The organism is Marinobacter denitrificans (genome assembly GCF_008795955.1).
Taxonomy (GTDB): domain Bacteria; phylum Pseudomonadota; class Gammaproteobacteria; order Pseudomonadales; family Oleiphilaceae; genus Marinobacter; species Marinobacter denitrificans.
In genome coordinates this window covers 110,854-134,671 of sequence record NZ_VMHN01000002.1, presented here as the reverse complement: position 1 = coordinate 134,671, position 23,818 = coordinate 110,854, and the positions used below count along the sequence as shown (strand labels likewise).

Sequence of the window (23,818 nt, the reverse complement as noted above, 5' to 3'; positions counted from 1 at the left end):
CGGCGGGTGCCAAAACCGAAAGCTCTCCGCCGCAACCTGAAAGCAGAACGGGGATGCCAAGGCCCGCCATCGCTGCTACGCTTCTGATGTCACCACGCCGGCTCCTCGTATGGTTGGAGCGTCGCTCAGGAGGATAGCCATGGAGAAGGAACATATCGTCAGCCGCATGTCGATCCTGGGGCACCCCATACACCCCATGCTGATTCATTTTCCGGTCGCGGCACTGCTTGGCCTTATTGCCACCGATATCGCATTTGTCATGACTGGCGATGTTTTCTGGGCGCGTGCAGGCTGGTGGCTGGCCGGAATAGGAATGGCAGGGGGGTGGCTCTCCGGATCGGTGGGTTTGCTGGACCTGATCATTGTTTCCCAGATACGTCGCCTGGTTGTTGCCTGGTGCCACGCCTTGATCGCGGTGATGCTGCTCTCCCTGGCCACACTCAACTGGTTTCTTCGGCTGGATGCGCCCGCGGAACTGATTCAGCCCTGGGGCCTTTACCTTTCGCTGCTTACCGGCTTGCTGATTACTGTCACAAGCCTTCTCGGCGGTGAACTGGTTTACGATCATGCCGTTGGTGTTTCCCCCGATAAAATGGCAAAGCGCAGACACAGGGCCAGGAACCATCCGTAGAAAGGTCGCCGGCTGCCAGCTCATGGCAGGTTCTCAAACGCTGGTTTGGCCAGTACCATCCATAAAATGGCTGCCGTCAGCAAGCAGGTAACCAACCCCGAAGCCAGGCACCAAAGCCGCACAGATTTGCCGCCGCTCCCTTCGGCTCGCACTACCAGAAGCCCCAGCAGTATGTGGTTTACGACCAACGCCACTACCAGTGTGAGTTTGACAATCAGCCATGGGCCGAGGGAGTGATTCAGGACAAACACCAGGGTGCCCGCGATAATGGCAGCAAGTGCAAAAGGGGTTACAGCGTGGGTGAAAATTAGGCGGGGTAGCTTCGGCGCCCCCGTTAGCCCGCCAGCGGCGGTGCTTTCTCGCAGTTGGCTCCCGGCGACCAGGGCCGGGAGATAGACCAGCCCGGCTACCCAGAAAACCAGGGCAATAATGTGGAGAACCAGCAACCACTCCATTTAGGCCCCACACTCCTTATGCCGGCATTTAAAGAATGGATCACATCGTTATCCTGCCATCAAGTATAGGCGCTTCAACGGCGTCCTCCATTACCAAAAACTCATCCAGCAATGCTTCCAGGTCTTCGGTATGGCGAGGCTTGGGTCTGCAAGCATTCATGCCCGCAGAGACGCACTGTTGACAATAGCTCCACTCACGGTTGCTGGTTATCCCAACGATCGGTGTCCCGGCAGGCAGAAGATGTTGTCGGCGAATATGTCGGGTTGCCTCTATCCCGTCCATGTAAGGCATATCGCCATCCATAAGAACCATATCCCAGGGTTTATCCGCTACCGCCAGCAAGGCTTCGAGTCCATCGCATACCCCGACCGGGCGAACTCCCAGGCTGAAAAGTTTCTTGCACAACACCATCCGGACACATGAGTCGTCGTCAACAACCAGTACACGCGGTGGTTTACGAAACATAGACTTAAGCAACCGGGGTTTGCGTCGCGGCCTGGGTTGCTGCCGTGGTTTCTCCTCCGCAATACTGGCCGGGGTTTCTCCACTTATCAGCATTTTCACCCAGCTTCTAAGTGCCAGGACCAGAAGCACCAGCGAAAGAAAAATACTGACGGGTACGTGGTACGGAAGCCAGCCATTGAAAACCCCTAAATCAAAGCTGGAGAACAACATCCATACCACAACCGTAAGGCTGGAAACCGCGGCAATGCTTTTGTAAGCAGCCGCATCAGGCCGACGTATAAGCTGATTGAACGTAGGTGGCGAAACATCAGGTATCTTGATTTTCATAGTCCGTTACTCAATCTTCTACCTCTGAAGGAGTAACCACGCTACCAACGTTTTTATTACCGGGCCTTAACATAGGTTTATATTGCCGCGACGTGTCGCCCTCCTACCCTGTATCTCTCAGGCACACACCTGACCGTTCATTACTCATGTGGAACCAATGGAGTGGTCCGCTGCCGGGCAGCCAGACGTTCCGGCCTGGGCTCAGTACGGCCAAACGGTCGCACAAGCCGATTGCTGACGGCGTTATAGACGAAGAATAAATTCGCCCGTGGCCATGGAGACATATTCCTGTTCGATGCGTGCAGCGTGTTGCACTCAAACAATAATAACGACCCAGCTGGGCCCGTAGGGGCCTGTATCCCGTTCTTGTTGGCGAGGCTTGCCACTGCCTCTCTCGACGGCAGACCTACCGACTGTTTCTTGAGGGACTGCTCCCAGTTTCGTTCTGGTGTAGAACCGGCACAGGGTATGAAAGAGTTTTGAGACCCGGGAATCAGCATCAGCGGGCCGTTGTACGGATTGTTATCGGTAAGCATTATGGAAGCACTGACTGCCCGCATTTCAGGCATGCCATCTTCACTGTGCCAGGTTTCAAAATCGGAGTGCCATTCGAATCCGTTTCCAGAGAACCCCGCCTTGCTGTTGATGCGGGATTGATGGATATACACATCGTCCCCCAATAACTGACTCACCATGCCGAGCAACAATTTATCTCGGGTCAACCTGTCGAACGCAGGAGAGAGCTCATGCATCGAAAATACCGAGCGTATTTTTTCCCGGTTCGTATCCATGATTACTTCTTCCCGGTCACAGAAGTCCCGATCTTTCGCCATCTCGTCCAGTTCGCCGAAAAACGAAGAAACCACCTCCTGGGGAAAGAAGCTGTCAAGCCACAAAAAACCGTCTCGCTCGTACTGGTCTACCTGGGCTCGGCCCAAGGGGCCTTTTTCCCTCTCTCTGCCGTGACTGTGAACGACTGGCTCAATACGAGAGAACATCTCTCCGGCATTTTCCTCTCTGGTTCGGTAGTAGTCGGTGCGATCCAACATATACAGACTCCATGTCCTGATTTATTCAATGAGTTCGGCGCTGACGCTAACACCGGGATAATTCGCGCTCACATAACATAGGTTGTGTTATTACACAGAGCACGGGTGCAGTATCTCGAGGATTACCAAAGCGATAGGGGGAACCATGGGATCGAGTTGCATCGTAAAACACTTCCAGCACTACGCGACATTGTCGGTGGCAGAGCAGGAGTTGTTGGACTCGCTGGAAAAGAGCCCGAAGGAGTACTCAAAGAACACCCAACTGTGGAGCCAGGGGGACCCTTCCGAGGCATTCTATTCCGTAAAAAAGGGCTGGGCCTACTCCTTCAGAGACATGGAGGACGGTTCACGGCAGGTGCTTGATGTCTACGTTCCGGGTGATATCATCGGTCTTCGCGATTTTGGTTTCCAGAAGCGAGTATCGGGGCTGAGATTGCTTACCAACAGCGTGCTGTGCGCCTTCCCGAAACCACGACTGACGGAAGTCTTCGCTGAATCCTTGCTGCTCTGTAACATCTTTTTCATGATTGCTTCGCGGGACCAGGCGATTCTGGTCGAACGTCTGGTCAACCTTGGGCGCAGAACAGCGCGGGAAAAAGTCGCACATTTTCTTGTAGAAATGGCGCGACGACTGGAGAGAACCAATGTCAAGGTCGCCAATCACCTACACCTGCCACTTACCCAGACCTTGCTCGCAGACGCACTGGGCCTGAGCGTGGTGCATGTGAACCGAACCTTTCATGAGTTGAAGGAAGAGAAACTGGTCGACGCACCAAACTCAGGCATTATGCTGCTGGATATTGAAGGGCTAAGAAAGGTCGCATGCTTCGACCCTTCCTACCTGGAGGAAGACCTGGACGGTGTTCTGAAACACACTGCCACGTAGCGTTTCCGTCAGCTATTTATGAGGAGGGGCCCCGCCCCTCCGTGTAAAGGCGGAATCAGGCGCGGATCAGTTTTTGCCAGCCTTTATCCGGTTCAAACCGTTTGCCATAGTGATCCTCCAGATCCCGCAACTGAGAGTGAATTTTCTCAGCTCCGCGGTGGTGAATGTACCTGAAAGGCCCGCCGCGGAACGGCGCGAAGCCGGTGCCAAAAATCATCGCTGCATCGGCAACGTTTTCGCTCTCCACAACATTCTGGTTCAGGCAAGCGACACAGGCATTGAGCATGGGCAGAATCAACCGGTCGAGGGTATTTTCGGGGGCATCGTCGGCCTTCTGGCTTTTACGGGGCTCCCCTTTTTTCCAGGTATAAAGCCCTCGCCCCGTTTTCTTGCCCAGGTCTCCCCTGTCGACCAATTCCGTAAGCCAATCTGGTGACTCCGGAAGGGTGGAATCAAGGCGCTCCCTCAACATGTCCGCAACCCCCACACAGATATCCAGCCCTACCTGATCTGCCAGTTCAACAGGCCCCATGGGCATGCCAAAATCTTCGGCAACCCTGTCAATGCTCTCTGCCGGAACACCTTCATCAAGCATCAATATGGCTTCCATCAGGTAGGGCGTCAGAGCGCGGTTTACGAGAAACCCGGGTGCGTCGCTCACCGGAACAGGTAGTCGTTCAATCTGGCCGGTGAACCCGCGCGCCCGTGCATAGTTCTCTTCGGCCAACTTTTCGTGCGTGACCACTTCCACCAGTGGCATGACCGCCACCGGGTTAAAGAAGTGCAGTCCTACCAGACGTTCGGGTACTTTTACACTTCGAGCAAGCTCGTTCAGAGGTATGCTGGAGGTATTGGTAGCCAGAATCGCACCCGGCTTCATCCGTGACTCTACCTCCTCATAGACTTTACGTTTGATATCAACATCCTCTGGAACGGCCTCAATAATGAGGTCGCTTTTGTAGGCGCCGTCATTGGCAAAGTCGGGCACCAGGCGATCCAGAGCTTCTCGTGTTTCGGCTGAGGAATAATGTTTTCGCTCACATAACTCCGACAGTTTTTTAATGGCACCTGAAATTTTATCCGGATCCTGGTCAAACAAGGTGACCGTATGGCCCTTCAGTGCGCTCCAGCCAGCAATATCCCCGCCCATTTCGCCAGCGCCGACCACATGGACATGGCAGATGTCCTGAGCGTCAGCATCGCTCAGGCCTTTCAACTTTTCTCTGAGGAAGAACACACGCATCAGATTCTGCGCCGTCTCCGTTTGCAGAAGGCGGGCAAAAGACTCCATTTCTGCCTCGGCCATCGTTGAAGTATCGCCGCCATGGTTTTCCCACAGGTCAATGAGGGCGCCCGGTGCAGGATAGTGCTCAGGTGGCGCCTTTTTTGCACTCTCAGCCCGCATCTGGCGGGCTTCAAGCTGCCGGGCGGGCCCGCTCATCATCACCTGATCCTTCAGGCCGTGATGGTGTTTGTTCAGATCGCCGGCAATAGCTGCCTCAATGGCAGCCAGCACATGACGCTCCTCTACAACATCATCAACAAGTCCAAGTTTTTTTGCTTTCTGATGGACGACAGGTTTTCCGGTAAGCATCAGTTTCATCGCTTCCACCGGATTGATAAGCCGGGGCAACCGTACGGTCCCCCCCAGTCCCGGGTGCAGGCCCAGCTGGATTTCCGGAAAGCCGAATCTCGCGCCGGGTATTGCCAGTCGATAGCTGCAACTTAACGCCAGCTCCAGACCGCCGCCAAGGCACTGGCCGTGAATTACCGCGATCCGGGGACAGGACAGAGCTTCGAAGCTATCCACAATGTCGTGGGCCTCGGCCAGTTTCGACAACACTTCCGATTCCGTCGTGACGTCACGAAACTCGCTGATGTCTGCCCCCATACAGAAACTGGTCTTCTTTGCCGACCTGAGGACCACTGCCCGGGGGGCCTGTTCCCTGATATTCCGGACAAGCTCCTCCAGTTCTCCAAGTACTTCGGACGAGAGCACATTGGCTGAGGTCCCCTGCTGGTCAAACACCAGCCACGCAATGTCGTGCTCATCGCGACTGAGGCGCCAATGATTGAGCCGGGTGACAGAGAGTGCCTGCTCGTCATCAGGACCAAGATATCGGGCGCGACTATTGAGGTGTTCAAGTATGTCTTCGGTCATGGTCGCCTCCTGGCTGGAAAGCTAGATGGTTTCGATCAGCATGGCGCCGGACTGGCCGCCACCGATGCATTCGGTGGCGACCCCCTTTCTCAGCCCCTCTCTGGACAACGCCTTCATCAGATGCAGAACTATACGGTTACCGCTCGCTCCAACAGGGTGCCCCAGGGCAACTGCACCACCGTCGATATTCAGCTTGCGCATATCCAGTTGGCCCACCGGCTGTTCCCGGCCAAGCGCAATGCGACAGAACGCTGCGTCGTCCCAGGCGGCGACACAGGCCAGCACCTGCGCGGCAAAAGCCTCGTTTATTTCCCACAGGTCCACGTCGTGTAAATCGATCTGATGCCGACTGAGCAACGCGGTTGAGCTTAGTACCGGCCCCAACCCCATAATGCTCGGGTTCAGTGCGGACCACTCACTGTCGACAATGACTGCCTGGGGTTCAAGTCCATAACGCTCTACTGCTTCCTCAGAGGCCAGAATCAACCAGGAGGCGCCATCGGTGACCTGTGAACTGTTACCCGGAGTAACCTGTCCATAAGGCGGCTCGAATGCCGGTTTCAATTTCGCGAGGGATTCCGGTGAGGTGTCAGGGCGCACTCCGTCATCCTTGCTGAACAATCTTCCATCCGGCGAAACCGCAGGGACAATTTCGTCAGACAACCACCCCTGCTCTGCTGCGCGAGCCAGACGCTGATGGCTGCTGGCCGCGTATTCGTCGGCTCGCCTGCGGGAGATACTGAACTGATGCGCCAGCAGTTCCGCGGTCTGTCCCATGCTCATGCCCACAATCGGATCTGTCAGACCTTGAGCAAGGCTGATTTCTGGTTTGAAGTCCTTGGGATTGAGCCGGCTTATCTGCTGGGCATAATCCTGAACGGAAGACGCCTTGTTCAGTCCCGACAGCCATTGCACCGCCGCATCTGGCAACATCATCGGGGCGCGGCTGAGCGCTTCGGTTCCGCCCGCCAGAATAAGCTCGCCCCGACCGTCCCGGATGTACCGGAACGCCGTGTCAACAGACTGCATGCCTGACCCACAGTTAATCTGTACAGTGAACGCTGGCATCGCATCCCCCATTCCCATTCGTAGGGCCGCAATACGGGCAGGGTTCATCTCCGACGGGACAACATTGACGCACCCCAGGATAACCTGATCATAAGCTTCCGGCGGAACGGGGTGGCGCATCACTAATGGCCTGCCGCATTGCACTGCAAGGTCGACGGGCGAGAAAGGCCCCGGTTCTCCTCTTGCCTTCAGAAAGGGCGTTCGCGCACCGTCAACGAGGTAGACTGGCCTGGGTCTGGAGCTCTCCGGGGCGGCGCGTTCGTGGCTTGCACTTTGCGGATCGACCATGGCTGCTCCTTGTTCACTGGTGGAAGCGGGTTAGCTTCCAATACATAAGCAACCGGCACGCCAGTGTTGTTCAATCGGCTCAGGAACAGCCTCTTAGCTTCGCGGTCTTCCTTTCCAGGGTTATTCCGAAGTGTGGGTATCGGAAAAATTTGCAGAGAAATCGAAAATTTTTCTTTCTCCATCACATGTTGGATCTGTAATCAGCCCTTCATCAAAAAAACACCTTCTGAGGCGCAGAACTTAACCTGTGATAATTCGTCTTTTCCGCAGGCGGGCGCAAGATAGAGGCGCGTACGTTCACATTGAACCTGCTTGAAGGAGCTAAGCCATGACGCGTGCATCCGAAAAATTTTCCCGTACCTTGTCCAAGAACAGCGGCGCAGCAGGCGGTAGTCTTATCGCACTCGCTTCGCGCAAAGGAGGGCTGTTTGGAGCATTGCTTGGGCTCGGGGGAGCCTTCCTGTTATTCAAAGCGGTCCAGAATGGTCGCTCACAGCCAAAACGGTTACCCTCCGCGCACGGCGCCAGTCGGGATGTCCACCTGAGCAGCTCTGTGGTGGTCGATCGCCCTGCAAGCGACGTTTACGAGTTCTGGCGGGACTTTTCGAACCTTCCGCGGATTATGAACTTTCTTGAGCAGGTGACCCCGCGCGAAGGTAATATCAGCCACTGGGTAGCCCGCCTTCCCGCTGGACCCTCGCTGGAGTGGGACTCCGAGGTGATCGAGGATATACCCGACCGCCGCCTTAGCTGGCGCTCGCTGGAAGGCTCCGAGATCAACACCTGGGGATCCGTTGTCTTTGAGCCAAAAGCAGACGGCGCAGGTACAGAGGTTTCCGTAACCCTCAACTTCAACCCTCCGGGTAACTCCGCCGGCAATGCCGCAGCACACTTCCTGAAAGGCCTTGAGTCATCGGTGCTTTCTAAAAATATGCGCAATCTCAAAGCCCACATGGAAGCGGGAGCAATACCGATTGGGGGAAGATAGGAGTTGTGGAGAAGCTGGGCCTTCCGCTTATAGAAGGCCCGGCTGATTTACTGCTCCACGAATGCCCTTTCGATCACATAGTGGCCGAGGTTGCCGTGGCGCGCTTCCTTGAAGCCCATGTTGTTGAGGATGGAGCAGGTGTCTTTCAGCATGCTCGGGCTGCCGCAAACCATGAAGCGGTCGTTCTCAAGATCAAACTCGGGCAACCCCAGATCTTTGGTGAGCTTGCCATTTTCCATGGCGTCGGTCAGGCGCCCCGTATTACGGAATTCCTCACGGGTAACCGTGGGGTAGTAGAGCAATTTGCCCTCAACCATTTCGCCAAAGAATTCGTTGTTCGGCAGCTCTTCAATCTCATCCTGGTAAGCCAGTTCAGACTTGTAACGAACGCCGTGGGTAACGATCACCTTGTCAAAGGCCTCGTAAACCTCTGGGTCTTTGATAATGCTGATGAACGGCGCCAGGCCGGTGCCCGTGCTGATCAACCAGAGGTTCTTGCCTGGCAGCAGGTTGTCCATGATCAGGGTGCCGGTCGGCTTGCGGCTCACCATGATCTCATCGCCAACCTGAATTTTCTGCAACCGTGAAGTCAGCGGGCCGTCCTGCACCTTGATGGAGAAGAACTCCAGCTCCTCTTCATAGTTAGCGCTGGCAATGCTGTAAGCGCGCATCAGCGGTTTGCCATCGGTTTCCAGGCCGATCATGGTGAAATGACCATTCTTGAACCGGAATCCGGGATCACGGGTGGTCGTAAAGCTGAAGAGTGTGTCGTTCCAGTGACGAACACTTGTTACACGCTCTTTGTTCAGGTTGCTCATGGTATCGCCCGTTTGTTAGCCATTGGCAAATGGATGAAAATGATTGTGTAAATAATAACCCACAGGTAACCTATCGACAAAATGGGATATTTTCATAACCTTATTCGGATTTATCGATTATGAAGTTCAGTTTCCGTCAGCTCGAGGTGTTCCTGGCCGCGGCGCACTTCCAGAACATCACCCGGGCCGCCGATTCACTGGCCATGTCCCAGTCTGCAGCCAGCAGCGCTCTGAAGGAACTGGAAAACCAGTTCAATATCCAGCTCTTCGACCGGGTGGGCAAACGTCTTCAACTCAACGAGCTGGGACGCCTGTACCGCCCGAAAGTTGAAGCCCTGCTGGCCCAGGCCGGCGAACTGGAACAGGCCTTCAGTAAGCATACTGAGGTTGGTGCCCTCAAAGTGGGCGCTACCCTCACTATCGGTAACTATCTGGCCGTCGGCGTTATGGCCCAATACATGAATACCCCTACGCATCCGAAAGTGTCCCTGGAAGTAGCCAATACCCGCACTATTGCGAAACGGGTCAGTGACTTCGAGCTGGACATCGGGCTGATTGAGGGTGAACTTCAATCCTCGGAACTGGAGGTCATTCCCTGGAGGGGCGACGAGCTGGTTGTCTTCTGCTCTCCTGATCACCCTCTCGCCGCGAAGGAAAGGCTGTCAGACCCGGATCTTCGATCCGCCACCTGGGTCATGCGGGAGCAGGGTTCCGGCACCCGACAGACGTTCGAGCGGGGACTGCACGGCTTGCTGCCGGATCTGGACATTCTGCTCGAACTTGAACATACAGAAGCCATCAAACGGGCCGTGGAAGCCAATCTCGGTATTGGCTGCCTGTCCAGGGTGTGCCTGGCAGATGCGTTTCGTCGGGGCAGTCTGGTACCGTTGAAAGTCCCGGAAGAAAGGAAATTCGACCGCACCTTCTACTTTATCCTGCACAAGCAGAAATACCGGAGCGCTGGCATCGACCGCTGGATCGATCTTTGTGAACAGCTTCAGGACCCGCCCTTACCGGACGAACGTGGACTGCTGTATGGCAGAAAAACCACCTGATTGCGTCCTTTCTCCTTGGCCCGATAAAGCGCCTCATCAGCACGCTTGAGCAGGCAGGCAGCGCCATCTGAACGAAAGTGATCAATACTGGAAACCCCAACACTGATGGTGACGCAGGCACCCTTGCCCACGTCAGCATTGGGGATCGCCAGCCCCTGGACCGCAACGCGCAGCTTTACTCCCAGAAAGCGGGCGCCTTCCTCATCGGTGCCGGGCAATATCAGCGCGAATTCCTCACCTCCGTAGCGTGTCACCAGATCCGAGGGCCGGGAGATAACGCTCCGCAGAGCCGTGGCGATCTGCTGCAGACATCTGTCGCCACCGTCGTGACCATAGCGATCGTTGAAGCGTTTGAAATGATCCACATCGCACATGATCACCGACAACACGCCCGGATGGCGGGAGAGCCGCGCCCATTCGCGCTCAAGCGTTTCATCAAGGCCGCGTCGGTTGGCGAGGCCGGTTAATGGATCGGTGGTGCTCAGTGTCTCAAGGTGGCGATTGTTAATCGTCAACTCGTTCTCGGCCTGATCGATACTCTTCCGGAACAGATAGAGAAAGACACCAGACAGTGTCAACACACCAGCAACACTGCCTCCATACATGATGTCGATCCACGGCGACGGCACCGGGGCGGGAACGGAGCCCTGTGGAAACAGGAAATGAGCAGCCACATAAAGTGAGCCGAAAACGGTCATGATGGCGCTGTATAGCCACACCGGCAGGTGCTGGAAAAGGAACACCAGTATAGCGGCAAGGGTGAAATAGAACAGGTGAACACCGGCCCCGGCACTGATGAAAAAAGTCACAACAAACAACTGGCTGCAGGCGTTAACCAGTAAGAGGTTTCGGGCTGTGTTGTACCAGCCTCTGTGGTTGAGCACTAAAACCAGCAGGTAGGTGGCAATGAACAGGAGGTTTGCGAGGAAAACGCCGCGATAAAGAGCAAAATCGTAGAAAAAATAAAAGAACTGGTAAGGGATGGTGGCAGCGGCCCCAAATAACCCCACCTGGTTACAGAGTTCTATCTGGCGACGCAAGCTGACGGGTTTGCCAGCCACACCACCCGACCAGAGCCGTCTTACAACGGACAACATCGGCCAAACTCCGTTGCGGCATGGATAGAAAGCATAATGTGGAAATGCGCCTGTGTTTTGTTGAGGACAGGCTTTAAAGATAGATCAGACGGGGCCGCTATGAAACCGGAATTGCGTGTCCGGCAATTCGATCAGTTGCCGTTCCAGGTCCAGGAAAGTTTCAATACGATCATCCACCCGGCCCTTGGCCGCCTGCTCCGCCAGCTTCAGGTAATCCCGGTAGTGCCGCGCCTCTGACTTCAGCAACCCGGTGTAAAAGTCCGCCAGTTCGGCGTCAAGATGTGGTGCCAGGGCGGCAAAACGCTCACAGGAGCGGGCTTCAATAATCGCCCCGACGATCAGGACATCCACCAGCCGGCCCGGGTCTTCTGCCCTCACTTCTTTGCGCAGGCCAGCAGCATAACGTGCCGGGGTCAGGTGATCATAGCGCACGCCACGTTTGCCCATAATCGCCAGCACCTGCTCGAAATGCCGGAGTTCCTCCCTGGCCAGGCGCGACATTTTGTTGAGCAGGTCAGTATTGTCCACGTAGCGATACATGAGGCTGAGAGCCGTTGAGGCTGCTTTTTTCTCACAGTGGGCGTGGTCGACCAGCATCAGGTCCTGGTTTGCCAGGGCGTTCTCAATCCAGCGCCGGGGGGTTCTGCAGGGCAGGAAGTCGTGGATGGCATTCAGTGCGTCGGTCATGGTTCACAGCAGGTCAGCTAATCGGGGCGGGAATTATACACGACATAACAGATGCCTCCGACCTCTGTCCATCTTAACTTCGTAAGGGGTTTCCTATAGAATGCAGCGCCAACTTAACGCCTTTTCGCCATAAAACTCCCGCCAGGCAAAGACGCCCACGGCGCGGGACATTCCAACTGATGAGGGTCCATATCGTGTTAGAAGCCTACCGTGAACACGTTGCAGAACGCGAAGCTCTGGGTATTCCCCCCAAGCCTCTGAATGCCGAGCAGACCGCCGCACTGGTCGAGCTCCTGAAAAATCCCCCGGCCGGTGAAGAAGAAACTCTCGTTTACCTGCTGGAAAACCGCATTCCGCCGGGCGTGGACGAAGCGGCCTATGTAAAAGCTGCCTTCCTGTCTGCGATTGTTAAAGGTGAAGCGACTTCTCCGCTGATCGACAAGAAGAAGGCCGTCCAACTGCTTGGTATGATGCAGGGTGGCTACAACATCGCCACTCTGGTTGATCTTCTGGACGACAGCGAACTGGCCGAACTGGCCGGCGAAGAGCTCAAGCACACACTGCTGATGTTTGATGCCTTCAACGACGTTAAAGAAAAAATGGACGCTGGCAACGCCATCGCCAAGGCAGTGGTTGAATCCTGGGCCAATGCCGAGTGGTTCACCAACAAGAAGAAGGTTCCCGAAAGCACCAAAATGGTGGTGTTCAAGGTAACCGGCGAAACCAACACCGACGACCTGTCCCCTGCGCCGGATGCCTGGTCCCGCCCGGATATCCCGCTGCACGCCCGCGCCGCCTATAAAATGGAACGCGACGGCCTGAAGCCGGAAGAGCCCGGCGTAACCGGCCCCATGAGCCAGATCGACGAAATCAAGTCCAAGGGCCTGCCCGTTGCTTTCGTGGGCGACGTAGTCGGTACCGGTTCTTCACGTAAGTCCGCCACCAACTCCGTGCTGTGGTTCTTCGGTGACGACATCCCGGGCGTACCGAACAAGCGTGCCGGCGGTGTCTGTATCGGTAACAAGGTTGCCCCGATCTTCTTCAACACCATGGAAGATGCCGGCGCCCTGGTATTCGAAGCACCGGTCGACGATATGAACATGGGGGACGTGATCGAAATCCGCCCCTACGACGGCAAGATCCTGAACGAAGCCGGAGAAACCATCTCCGAGTTCAACTTCAAGTCCGACGTGATCCTTGACGAAGTCCAGGCCGGCGGCCGTATCCCGCTGATCATCGGCCGTGGCCTGACCAACAAGGCCCGCACCGCCCTGGGCATGGGTGCCACTGACATTTTCCGTCTGCCGAATGACCCGGAAGAAGGCACCAAGGGCTTCACCCTGGGCCAGAAGATGGTCGGCAAGGCCTGCGGCCTGGAAGAGGGCAAAGGCGTTCGCCCCGGCACCTACTGCGAGCCGCACATGACTACCGTCGGTTCCCAGGACACCACTGGTCCGATGACCCGTGACGAGCTGAAGGACCTGGCGTGCCTGGGCTTCCAGGCCGACCTGGTAATGCAGTCGTTCTGTCACACTGCCGCTTATCCGAAGCCGGTAGACGTGGAAATGCAGCACACCATGCCGGACTTCATCCGCACCCGTGGTGGTGTTTCCCTGCGCCCGGGCGACGGCATCATCCACTCCTGGCTGAACCGTATGCTTCTGCCAGACACCGTGGGCACAGGTGGTGACTCCCACACCCGTTTCCCCATGGGCATCTCCTTCCCGGCCGGTTCCGGCCTGGTGGCCTTCGCTGCTGCCACCGGCGTTATGCCGCTGGATATGCCGGAATCCGTTCTGGTTCGCTTCAAGGGCGAAATGCAGCCGGGCATCACCCTGCGTGACCTGGTACACGCCATCCCGCTGTACGGCATCAAGCAAGGCATGCTGACCGTTGAGAAGAAAGGCAAGATCAACGAGTTCTCCGGTCGCATCCTGGAAATCGAGGGCCTTGAGCACCTGACCGTTGAGCAGGCGTTCGAGCTGTCTGACGCTTCCGCCGAGCGCTCCGCAGCCGGTTGTACCATCAACCTGTCTGAAGAGTCCGTGGCCGAGTACCTGCGTTCCAACATCACCATGCTGCGCTGGATGATTGCTGAAGGTTACGGCGACCCACGCACCCTCGAGCGTCGCGCCCAGCAGATGGAAGAGTGGATTGCTGATCCGAAGCTGATGCGTGCCGACAAGGACGCCGAGTATGCCCACGTGGTTGAAATCGACCTGGCTGAAATCAAAGAGCCCATCGTGTGCTGCCCGAACGACCCGGACGATGCCCGTACCCTGTCCGAAGTGGCTGGCGACAAGGTTGACGAGGTGTTCATCGGTTCCTGCATGACCAACATCGGTCACTTCCGTGCCGCGGGTAAGCTGCTGGCACAGAACAAGGAGCCCCTGAAGACCCGTCTGTGGATGTCTCCTCCCACCAAGATGGATCAGGCCCAGTTGATGGAAGAAGGCTACTTCAACATCTACGGCACTGCCGGTGTACGCACCGAGATGCCGGGCTGCTCCCTGTGCATGGGTAACCAGGCTCGCGTGGCCGCAAAGAGCACGGTGCTGTCCACGTCCACCCGTAACTTCCCCAACCGCCTGGGCGATGGTGCCAACGTGTACCTGACCTCCGCGGAACTGGCGGCCGTGGGTGCGGTGCTGGGCAAGCTCCCCTCTGCCGAGGAGTACATGGAGTATGCCAAGGACCTGAACAGCATGTCGAAAGAGATCTACAAGTATCTCAACTTCGACCAGATGGAGAATTACACCAGCAAGGCATCTGAAGCGAACGTTGCTTAAGATCTGACCTTCTTGCCTTCAAGGTAGAAAGGTAGCTCCATGAAAACGCCAGCCTTCGGGCTGGCGTTTTTTATGCTTGTTCAGTCCCCTGGAATTGGATCGCTACCAGATTAATATCCCTGGTACCTTGGCGGGGTGACCCCTTGATTCGCATGCTCCGGAAACTCGTCATGCATACTCAGCGGGGCACAGTTTTTTCGCGCCCCAAGGAACTCTGGCCGCTCCGTCTCCGTTGCAAACGGCTTGCGCAACTTGTTCTCTACGCTGTTATAGACGAAAAACAGGTTCGAACGGGGCCAGGGCGACATATTTTTATTCGACGCATGCAAGGTATTGCACTCAAACAGCATCAGCGAACCCGCCGGGCCTTTCGGCGCCTGGATGCCGCCGCGTCTCGCGAGCATAGCCAGTGCGTCCCGATCGGGGACCCCAAGCCGTTGGGCCTTCAGCGAGTCCTTCCAGTTCAGATCGGGCGTCTCCCCGACGCAGGGAACAAAAAAATGGTGAGAGCCGGGAATTAACATCAAAGGGCCGTTGAACTCGGTGTTGTCCGTCAACATGAGGGACGCACTTACCGCTCGCATACGCGGCATGCCATCTTCACTGTGCCAGGTCTCAAAATCCGAGTGCCAGTCGAACCCGCTACCCTCGAAACCAAACTTGTCATTGATCCGTGACTGATGAATGTACACCTCGCTCCCGAGCAATTGGCGTACCATTCCCAAAATTCGCGGGTCACGGGTGAGCCGCTGAAAATGATCGGAAAGCTCATGCATTCCGAACACCGACCGGATCTCCCCCGTGTTGGGGTCATTGATGATCTGCTCCGACTCCATCAGTTTTTCATCTTTCGCCATCTCCTTCAGTTCATCGAAGAAGGGGGTCATACGCTCCTGGTTGAAGAAACCCTCAAACCAAAGAAAGCCGTCACGCTCATAGCGGGAAAGCGCGACCTCATCCAGAGGCCCTTCCCAGCGGTGCTGGTTGCGAGAGTGGACGACCGGGTCGGTGCGAATAAACGGATCGCGTTTTTTCTTGAGACGCGTAGGAAAAAGGTCTGTGTTCTGTGCCATTTTCACTAACCTCCATTGTCTGCGTGGCAGCCAGGATGCAGGCCATTTCGAACAAAGCGGCGTGGGGACTTCCTGTTCCGCAAAACCCTCCCACATATTCTTGCGATGGCCACTTGGCTATTCAGCTGTACGATTCAGGCAACTTGCACGAACAAGTCCGTACCTGATATTTGCATCTCTGTCAGAGGTTCGCAACATGTTACTTTTGAAGACCCATTCGTGCGCGGGCCGGCCACGAGCAGGCAGCCATAGACCAGCCGCCGGCTTTTTGAGTGCCTAAAAAAAGGGGCTCCGAAAAGGAGCCCCAGTTTTACTCATTGCATGATTCGTGCTCTTGTCTACCGGGTAATGTGCTGGTACTCACCAGCATCTTCCGTAGCAAGGCTCACTACCATGATGGCGACCCAGGCAACGATAAAGCCAGGAATGATCTCGTACACCCCGGGTCCACCCATGAACTCGCCATTCCAGCCCAGGGAGATCCAGATGATAACGGTAGCGGCACCGGCAACCATGCCTGCAATGGCGCCAGCGCCATTGGTGCGAGGCCACATCAGCGACAGTATAATCAGCGGGCCAAATGCGGCACCAAACCCTGCCCAGGCGTTACTGACCAGGGCCAGAACCTGAGAGTTCGGGTCGGAGGCGATAACAGCAGCTACCAGACCAACCAGTACTACACAGACACGGCCGACATTGACGCATTCCTTGTCGTTGGCTTCTTTACGCAGGAACAGACGATAGAAATCCTCCGTCAGGGACGAGGACGACACCAGAAGCTGACTGGAGATGGTGCTCATAACCGCGGCCAGCAGGGCTGCGTAGAGGAAGCCCGTGATCAGCGGATGGAACAGCAGATCCGACAGGATGATGAAGATGGTTTCAGGATCCTGGATATCCATGCCATTGCGAATGGCGTAGGCACGGCCGAACACACCAAGAGAGACAGCACCGATCAGGGAAATAAGCATCCAGCTCATACCGATGTTACGGGCAATTGGCACGTCTTTCAGCGTACGGATCGCCATGAAGCGCACGATGATGTGAGGCTGGCCAAAATAACCCAGACCCCAGGTCACCGCAGAGAGCCAGCCTATGATGGTTAGCCCTTCTGTCCACGACAGTAGTGTCGGGTCAACTTCATTCAGCGTTTGTGAAGCCTGGGCAAAGCCGCCGCCCCCTTCGCCGAAGAGCACAACCAGTGGCATGATGACCAGTGCCAGCATCATGATGCAGCCCTGTACAAAGTCCGTCATGCTTACCGCCAGGAACCCGCCAACGACCGTATACGCCAGCACGACACCCAGCGTGATGACGATACCGACTGCGTAGTCACTCAGGCCACCGAAGTTGAAAATTCCGGAAAATGCGCTTTCAAACAGCTTACCGCCGGCCACCAGTCCGGATGCTGTATAAACCGCAAAGAAAATGACGATAACGATGGCAGAGACGGTACGCAGAGAAAGCGCCTGCGTCGGGAACCGGTTAGCGAGAAAGGACGGAATCGTAATGGCGTTCCCGTAGTGAACCGTCTGCTCACGAAGCCGTGGCGCTACCAGCGTCCAGTTAAAGAACGCGCCCACCAGCAGACCGATACCGATCCAGGCCGAACCCAGGCCTGATGCGAACAGCGCCCCGGGCAGACCCAGAAGCAGCCAGCCACTCATGTCCGAAGCCCCGGCCGAAAGCGCCGCCACCTTTGGACTGAGTGCTCGCCCACCCAACATGTAATCCTCGGATGAAGACGTAGCTCTGCGCATTGCATAAACGCCGATGGCGATCATGAGCGCAAAATAAAGAAATAGACTTATCCAAACACCAATAGCCATGAAACTCCTCCAGTTCAATTGGACAGATCTGACTCCGTCCGGTTGGCGCGCTTACCGCCTTCAAGCCGATAGTCGCACCCTTTGTTTTTTTTAACGCTCTTTATTGCCCAAGTGATGAGGCGCTACTGCTTATAGCGCCAGCCTCCGCATCGCAATGCTTACCTCCTTATCCTTCATCAGTTTCTGTTCCGCCCTGCTTTAGGAGCATAGCGCCGTTTACACCTTTTCAATTCCAAGGGACAGCAACGAGGCATTACCGCCCACGGCCGTCGTGTTGATCGTACGGGTTCTCTCGGTGGCGAATCGCAGCAGGTAATGCGGGCCACCCGCTTTCGGACCGGTCCCCGACAAGCCCCGCCCACCAAAGGGTTGCACACCCACCACCGCTCCGATCTGGTTTCGGTTAACGTAGGTATTGCCCACTTTCACACGCTGTTCGATATACGCAGCGGTGGATTCACTGCGGCTGTGAATACCCAGCGTAAGGCCGTACCCGGCGGCGTTGATGTCATCGATAACGTCATCCAGTTTCTCTGCAGTGTAGCGGACAACATGAACAATCGGCCCGAAATGTTCGTTTTTCAGCTCATTTATCCCCGAGATCCCGTACGCAGAGGGCGACACAAAGTACCCGGACTGACAGGAATCAGACAGGGGCGTACTGGCAATAAATCGGGCGCCTTTATCCAGCTCGGCCAGATGGGACCGCAGGCTCGCCTGTGACTCATCGTCAATCACCGGCCCGACATCGGTACTGTGCAATTCCGGGTTACCAACCGTCAGTTCCTGCATTGCGCCCGCCAGCAAAGTTTCGATTCGCTCGGCTACATCCTTCTGGATATAGAGCACGCGCAATGCCGAGCAACGCTGGCCTGCACTGGCAAAGGCCGACTGGATCACATCCCTGACCACCTGCTCCGGTAACGCGCTGCTATCCACAATCATCGCATTCTGACCTCCTGTCTCCGCGATCAGAGGCACGATGGCCCCTTCGCGCTCTGCAAGGGCACGATTGAGAATATGCGCTACCTGTGTAGAACCGGTGAAGGCCACGCCGGCAATTCTGGGGTCCGGGGTCAGTTTGCCGCCAATTGTTGCACCATCACCGGGTAAAAGTTGAATCACTTCAGGCGGGAATCCGGCTTCGAGCATCAGCTCGAAAGCGCGCCCAGCCACCAGGCTCGTCTGTTCCGCTGGTTTGGCAATCACTGTATTGCCAGCAACCAGGGCTGCCATCATCTGGCCGGTAAAAATGGCCAGCGGGAAATTCCACGGGCTGATACAGAGAAACACCCCGCGTCCTTCCATATAGAGTTCGTTGCTCTCTCCCGTGGGCCCGGGCAACGCCATGGCATCACCGAACCGGGCCCTGCCCTGGATAGCGTAATAGCGGCAGAAATCAACGGCTTCGCGAACTTCATCAATGCCATCCTGCATGGTTTTACCAGCTTCACGGCAACAGATCGCCATAAGCTCTTCCATGTGGGCTTCCAGCAGGTCCGCGTATTTCTCGAGACACCGGGCCCGGTCCTCCACCGGGCGATCCCGCCATCCGGGAAAGCCTGCGGCGGCGGTTTCAAGTGCTTCAGCCACGTGAGCCTCAGTACTCCAGTAAACGTGCCCCACGGGGCACGTAGTATCGTAGGGAGCGGTAATTTCCATGGGGCTTCCCTCCCGCCGTTTTTCCCCGCCGATCACCGGCGCCGCCTCCCAGCCCGATTCTGACCACTGGGCCAGATGGTTCAGCAGCGGATCGAGATCGGATGCAACGTGGATATTCAGGCCCCGGGAATTACGACGCTCGTCACCGTAAATACGGGTTGGCGCCGGAATCCGGTCATTGGGAAGCGAATCATATTTCTGGAGTTCGTGGACCGGGTTCTGAACCAGATCCTCAATGGGTGTCGCGGCATCCACAAGGCGATGAACGAACGAAGAATTAGCGCCATTTTCGAGCAGCCGGCGAACCAGATACGGCAACAGATCCTTGTGGGCGCCAACCGGTGCGTATATACGCACGGGAATATCGCTCTGCTCAAGGATACTGTTGTATAGCGCGTCTCCCATACCATGGAGGCGCTGGAACTCGATCTGGCGCTGCTTATTCCTGGCCATCGCCAGCACTGCGGCAACAGTGTGGGCATTATGGCTGGCCAATTGGGGATACAACGCCCCACCTGTATAGTCGCTTAGGAGGAACCGAAGGCAAGCCAGGTAAGAGGTATCCGTAGCTTCCTTGCGGGTAAATACCGGGTAGCTTTCCAGCCCCAGTTGCTGGCAGATCTTGATTTCCGTATCCCAGTAGGCTCCTTTGACCAGCCGCACAGGAATCTCGTCACCCTGTTCCCTGGCCAGCTTCGTGAGCCAGCACAGGACCGGCAACGCTCGTTTCGAGTAGGCCTGGATAACCACCCCGAAACCGCCCCACCCTCTGACGACCGGAGAACTGAATACTTTCTCAAACAGCTTGAGCGAAAGTTCCAGACGATCCATTTCCTCGGCATCAATGGTGATCGACACCTTATTCTCACGTGCGACTGTCAGAAGCTCCGTCAGTGTGGCGTAGAGTTCCTGCAACACACGCTCTTCCTGGGACACCTCATAACGGGGGTGGAGCGCGGAGAGCTTGATGGAAATCGAGGGGGGCGGAGCCTTGCTGGCGGGATAGGTATCGTTTCCGACGGAGCGAATGGCATCCATATAATCCTTCAGGTAGCGGGCGGCGTCATCGCCGGTCATCGCCGCTTCGCCCAGCATATCGAAGGAGTAGGTGTAGCCAAGATCCCGATATTCCCCGGCGTTCTTGAGGGCTTCGTCGATATCCCGGCCCAGCACGAACTGCTTCCCCATAATGGCCATGGCCTGATACATGGCACTGCGAATAACCGGTTCACCGCTACGTTTGACAAGACGTCGCCAGATGCTGGAAGGCGAACCGTCCAGACGCTTATCCATTTTGACCACGCGCCCTGTAAGCAGCAGCCCCCAGGTCGAAGCGTTGACGAGGGTGGACTCGCTGCGGCCAACGTGTTTTTTCCAGTCTGCGTCGGACAGCTTGTCCTGGATCAGTGCATCAGCCGTGTATTTATCGGGGATACGCATCAATGCTTCGGCCAGGCACATCAGCAGGATACCTTCCTGCGTGTCCAGGCTGTACTCCTGAAGCAGCGCATCAATCATATGGACGGAATCGTCCTGATCCCTGACTTTTCTGATCAGACGGGTCGCCGTCTCGGTGATGTCACGATGCTCTGCAGCATCGCTCTGGGCAAGGGGGATCAGTTCATTCAGGTAGCGGGCCTCATCGACGGCGTAGTTGGCGATAATTCCCTGCCAGAAAAAGGATTTCGGCTGCTCCTGAAATGCAGGCTCCAGAACCCTGCTTGCATTGAACATGTTAGCGCCTCGTCGATGGCACCGGCGGCCAGCCGAATACCCGAATTTATTATTCTGTTGGGGTCAGACAACACGCATAAATTTACCCAGCGCCCTGACGATGACCAGCTACCTTCATAAGTTAGTATTACTACGGATCACAAGCTTACAAAATCCTACGATTTTTTTGTAAATTCATCCGGAAATGGGCGTTTTTTAGCAAATCAGGCGACTTTGCCATCAATTCGTAGGCGGGAGGGTGTTGTGCCCTTGTGTTTTCGGAGGGCATTGGTGAGAGCGCTCTGGGAAGAGAATCCTGTCCGGTAGCTGACTTCTGCCACCGACAGGGGAGTCATTGTCAGTAACTGCACAGCCTGGTCGAGGCGGGTCTGTAGCAGGAACTGGTGTGGCGTAACGCCCACCACCTCCCGGAACATTTCATGAAAGCGGCTGACACTGAGGCACGCAACGCCAGCAAGATCGTTGACGGTTATCTTGCGCTGGATATTCTCCATAATATAGCGGCGGATGGTATCGGGGCTTATGGCGTGGCGATTCTGACGCACTTCCCGGCCTTCATTCAGGCGTTCAGCCATGCAGTGCAGAATGCTGGCACCCATATGGTGCTTCATGCCTTCATTGTCCGGCGAGCGATCAAACTCTCCGGCGACAAACTGCACCAGTCCCTGTAATTTGCTGTCGAGCACCAGCGTCCGCGGCCGTTCGAACAACGGGGCCAAGGTTTCATATTCGGTGTGAGCCGGGCTATTGAGGGCCGGCATATAGGGGTCAAGATTGATGACCAGAACGTGATTCTGCAGGTCGCCACAGTAATCATGCCTGGCTTCGGTAGGCACCAGGCATGCACGCCAGGTGTCCAGGTGGGAACCGGTTCCGTCGATGCTGAGATCAGCCTCCCCCCGCACCCCCACAACAATCTGATGGTGTTCGTGGCGGTGGTGATGAGAAGCCGTTGGAAGCTTGAGCAAGCGTGCGTTCAACATACCCGCGACCCGGAGATTGATTGAGAATGTTACTCAATTAAAGCAGAACATCGCGCTACATGCACGGTCAGGCCCGCTGCACCAGGCTCTGGATCAGACTGGCCACGTCCCCACTGACTGCCTCCAGGGGCTGTGCCGCATCCACTATGTGGTACCGACCAGGATCCTCGGTAGCGCGTTTGAGATAGGTCTGGCGTATACGCTCGAAGAAGGCAACGGCTTCCTGCTCGAATCGGTCCAGCTCACCTCTGTCCCGGGCGCGGGTCATGCCGGTTTCTACCGGTGCATCGAGCAGAATTATCTGGTCCGGACGAAAGTCTCCCTGCACCAGACTTTCCAGCTGGGCAATACGCTCAGCGGGTACACCCCGGCCACCGCCCTGGTAGGCAAAGGTAGCGTCGGTGAAGCGGTCGCACAGGACCCAGCGCCCAGACTTCAGTTCCGGAAGTATGCGGGTATGGAGATGCTGTGCTCGGGCAGCGAACATCAGCAACAACTCAGTCATGTCGTTGACCGGCTCTTCCCGGGGTGCCAGCAGAAGCTCACGAATGGCTTCTGCCATCGGTGTACCGCCAGGCTCCCGGGTCACAATATAGTCAATACCAAGTTTTTTCAGGGTATTCGCAGCAGTCGCAAGCTGGGTGGACTTCCCAACACCTTCGGTACCCTCAAAAGTAATAAACTGCCCTCGGCTGGCCATCAGTCGCTCTCCTCCGCCTCCGGGTCAGGGACCGGCACAGGGGCGGGAGAAGAACGGTAGTCAGCGCGACGGTTGAGCTGGAACTCACGCACTGCCTTCTGGTGTTCCTGCAAAGTCCGGGAAAACTTGTGGGTACCATCACCGCGCGCCACAAAATACAGCGCATCACCGTCGGCAGGGTTCAAAGCGGCATGAATAGCCTCCTGCCCGGGCAATGCAATCGGTGTTGGCGGCAAGCCATCAATGCGGTAAGTGTTGTAATCAGTGCGGGTTTGCAAGTCGCGACGGGTAATCCGGCCCTGATACTTGTCCCCCATGCCGTAGATGACCGTAGGATCGGTCTGCAGTCTCATTCCCTTCTCCAGACGGCGGACAAATACACCGGCCACCTCTTCTCTCTCATGGACGGCACCCGTTTCCCGCTCCACGATGGAAGCCATGATCAGGGCTTCGTAAGGTGAATCATAGGGGACGTTGTCAGCTCTGGCCTCCCACTCGTTCGCAAGCACCCCTTCCATTCTCTCAAAGGCACGCCGCAAAAGATCCAGGTCAGAATCGGTGCTGGTAAACAGATAGGTATCCGGGAAAAAGCGCCCTTCAGGGTGCTCCCCTTCAGCGCCCATAGCTTCCATGATCTGCGCGTCAGTCCAGTCCGTGGTTCGCTTCTCAAGCCGTTCGCTGGCTGCCAGAGCCTGGCGCATATCCCGGAAGGTCCAGCCCTCTATGAACTGGATCTGCCATTGCTTGGTCGCGCCTGCCACCATCATGGAGGTCATCTCCAGAGCGCTCATGCCAGGCGTAAACTCATACTCCCCGGCCTTGAGACGGGTCTGCTCAGGATAGAGCCGGCCATGGACCCTCAGCCACAGACTGTCCCCCGTTAGGCCTTCAGCCTCCAGCTTACGGGCAACCTGGCCGTAACCACTCCCGGAAGGGACAGTGAACAGAACCGGCTCATCGAGCGTGACTGGCTGTTCAAGGGTCTGAAGACCCTGCCATACCCAGAGACCAGTGCCGGCAACTGCCAGCACAACGACGCAAAACAGACTTATGAGTAACTTCTTGAGCAAGC

The 23,818-nt window shown here is 56.4% G+C and carries 19 protein-coding genes; 5 read left to right on the top strand and 14 right to left on the bottom strand.

The features are described from left to right. Positions 1–133: 133 nt before the first annotated feature. The gene (locus FO268_RS08640) at positions 134–631 is read left to right on the top strand and encodes a DUF2231 domain-containing protein (RefSeq protein ID WP_191966950.1); all 498 of its coding nucleotides are present in this window, start codon (positions 134–136) and stop codon (positions 629–631) included. A gap of 20 nt (positions 632–651) precedes the next feature. Here FO268_RS08640 and FO268_RS08635 read toward each other — a convergent pair whose 3' ends face one another. The 3 genes from FO268_RS08635 to thpD (FO268_RS08625) form a co-directional block, all read right to left on the bottom strand. After that, positions 652–1,086 carry a CopD family protein gene (locus FO268_RS08635; RefSeq protein ID WP_150992018.1) on the bottom strand — a complete coding sequence of 145 codons (435 nt, stop codon included), beginning with the start codon at positions 1,084–1,086 and terminating at the stop codon, positions 652–654. A 40-nt stretch (positions 1,087–1,126) separates the two neighbouring features. Then, positions 1,127–1,879 (bottom strand): response regulator, encoded by a 753-nt coding sequence (locus tag FO268_RS08630; RefSeq protein ID WP_150992016.1) that lies wholly within the window; start codon positions 1,877–1,879, stop codon positions 1,127–1,129. Between the two features lie 140 nt (positions 1,880–2,019). Next, the gene (gene thpD / locus FO268_RS08625) at positions 2,020–2,928 is read right to left on the bottom strand and encodes an ectoine hydroxylase (RefSeq protein ID WP_150992014.1); all 909 of its coding nucleotides are present in this window, start codon (positions 2,926–2,928) and stop codon (positions 2,020–2,022) included. Positions 2,929–3,073: 145 nt separating this feature from the next. Between thpD (FO268_RS08625) and FO268_RS08620 the strand changes: the two genes are divergently transcribed. Beyond that, positions 3,074–3,814 carry a Crp/Fnr family transcriptional regulator gene (locus FO268_RS08620; RefSeq protein ID WP_150992012.1) on the top strand — a complete coding sequence of 247 codons (741 nt, stop codon included), beginning with the start codon at positions 3,074–3,076 and terminating at the stop codon, positions 3,812–3,814. Positions 3,815–3,869: 55 nt separating this feature from the next. Here the strand turns inward: FO268_RS08620 and FO268_RS08615 are convergent, their stop codons facing one another. After that, positions 3,870–5,975 carry a 3-hydroxyacyl-CoA dehydrogenase NAD-binding domain-containing protein gene (locus FO268_RS08615; protein ID WP_150992010.1) on the bottom strand — a complete coding sequence of 702 codons (2,106 nt, stop codon included), beginning with the start codon at positions 5,973–5,975 and terminating at the stop codon, positions 3,870–3,872. Between the two features lie 21 nt (positions 5,976–5,996). Then, positions 5,997–7,331, bottom strand: a complete 1,335-nt coding sequence (locus FO268_RS08610; protein ID WP_150992008.1) for an acetyl-CoA C-acetyltransferase — start codon at positions 7,329–7,331, stop codon at positions 5,997–5,999. A 328-nt stretch (positions 7,332–7,659) separates the two neighbouring features. On the opposite strand from FO268_RS08610, the gene FO268_RS08605 reads away from it, so the two are divergent. After that, positions 7,660–8,319: an SRPBCC family protein gene (locus tag FO268_RS08605; RefSeq protein WP_150992006.1), complete on the top strand. Its 660-nt coding sequence runs from the start codon at positions 7,660–7,662 to the stop codon at positions 8,317–8,319. Positions 8,320–8,366: 47 nt separating this feature from the next. Here FO268_RS08605 and FO268_RS08600 read toward each other — a convergent pair whose 3' ends face one another. Next, positions 8,367–9,137 (bottom strand): ferredoxin--NADP reductase, encoded by a 771-nt coding sequence (locus tag FO268_RS08600; RefSeq protein WP_150992004.1) that lies wholly within the window; start codon positions 9,135–9,137, stop codon positions 8,367–8,369. Between the two features lie 119 nt (positions 9,138–9,256). Here FO268_RS08600 and FO268_RS08595 point away from each other — a divergent pair, with 119 nt between their 5' ends. Continuing rightward, positions 9,257–10,192, top strand: a complete 936-nt coding sequence (locus tag FO268_RS08595) for a LysR family transcriptional regulator (RefSeq protein WP_150992002.1) — start codon at positions 9,257–9,259, stop codon at positions 10,190–10,192. On the opposite strand, the gene FO268_RS08590 is transcribed toward FO268_RS08595, so the two are convergent. Continuing rightward, positions 10,135–11,289, bottom strand: a complete 1,155-nt coding sequence (locus FO268_RS08590; RefSeq protein ID WP_150992000.1) for a GGDEF domain-containing protein — start codon at positions 11,287–11,289, stop codon at positions 10,135–10,137. The genes FO268_RS08595 and FO268_RS08590 overlap by 58 nt on opposite strands. Before the next feature lie 84 nt (positions 11,290–11,373). Further along, positions 11,374–11,976 (bottom strand): tRNA-(ms[2]io[6]A)-hydroxylase, encoded by a 603-nt coding sequence (gene miaE / locus FO268_RS08585; protein WP_150991998.1) that lies wholly within the window; start codon positions 11,974–11,976, stop codon positions 11,374–11,376. A gap of 194 nt (positions 11,977–12,170) precedes the next feature. Between miaE and FO268_RS08580 the strand changes: the two genes are divergently transcribed. Continuing rightward, on the top strand, positions 12,171–14,765 hold the full coding sequence (locus FO268_RS08580; protein ID WP_150991996.1) for a bifunctional aconitate hydratase 2/2-methylisocitrate dehydratase: 2,595 nt from the start codon (positions 12,171–12,173) through the stop codon (positions 14,763–14,765). A 110-nt stretch (positions 14,766–14,875) separates the two neighbouring features. Here the strand turns inward: FO268_RS08580 and thpD (FO268_RS08575) are convergent, their stop codons facing one another. The 6 genes from thpD (FO268_RS08575) to mltG form a co-directional block, all read right to left on the bottom strand. After that, positions 14,876–15,838 (bottom strand): ectoine hydroxylase, encoded by a 963-nt coding sequence (gene thpD, locus FO268_RS08575; RefSeq protein ID WP_150991994.1) that lies wholly within the window; start codon positions 15,836–15,838, stop codon positions 14,876–14,878. A 338-nt stretch (positions 15,839–16,176) separates the two neighbouring features. After that, entirely contained in the window at positions 16,177–17,667 is a 1,491-nt protein-coding gene (gene putP / locus FO268_RS08570; protein ID WP_150991992.1) for a sodium/proline symporter PutP, read from the bottom strand. Between the two features lie 216 nt (positions 17,668–17,883). After that, positions 17,884–21,063 (bottom strand): bifunctional proline dehydrogenase/L-glutamate gamma-semialdehyde dehydrogenase PutA, encoded by a 3,180-nt coding sequence (putA, locus tag FO268_RS08565; protein WP_150991990.1) that lies wholly within the window; start codon positions 21,061–21,063, stop codon positions 17,884–17,886. 203 nt (positions 21,064–21,266) lie between these two features. Further along, positions 21,267–22,046 carry an AraC family transcriptional regulator gene (locus FO268_RS08560; RefSeq protein WP_150991989.1) on the bottom strand — a complete coding sequence of 260 codons (780 nt, stop codon included), beginning with the start codon at positions 22,044–22,046 and terminating at the stop codon, positions 21,267–21,269. Between the two features lie 67 nt (positions 22,047–22,113). Further along, the gene (tmk, locus tag FO268_RS08555; protein ID WP_150991987.1) at positions 22,114–22,746 is read right to left on the bottom strand and encodes a dTMP kinase; all 633 of its coding nucleotides are present in this window, start codon (positions 22,744–22,746) and stop codon (positions 22,114–22,116) included. Continuing rightward, entirely contained in the window at positions 22,746–23,816 is a 1,071-nt protein-coding gene (gene mltG / locus FO268_RS08550; protein WP_150991985.1) for an endolytic transglycosylase MltG, read from the bottom strand. The genes tmk and mltG overlap by 1 nt, the downstream gene beginning before the upstream one ends. Between the last annotated feature and the right edge of the window lie 2 nt (positions 23,817–23,818).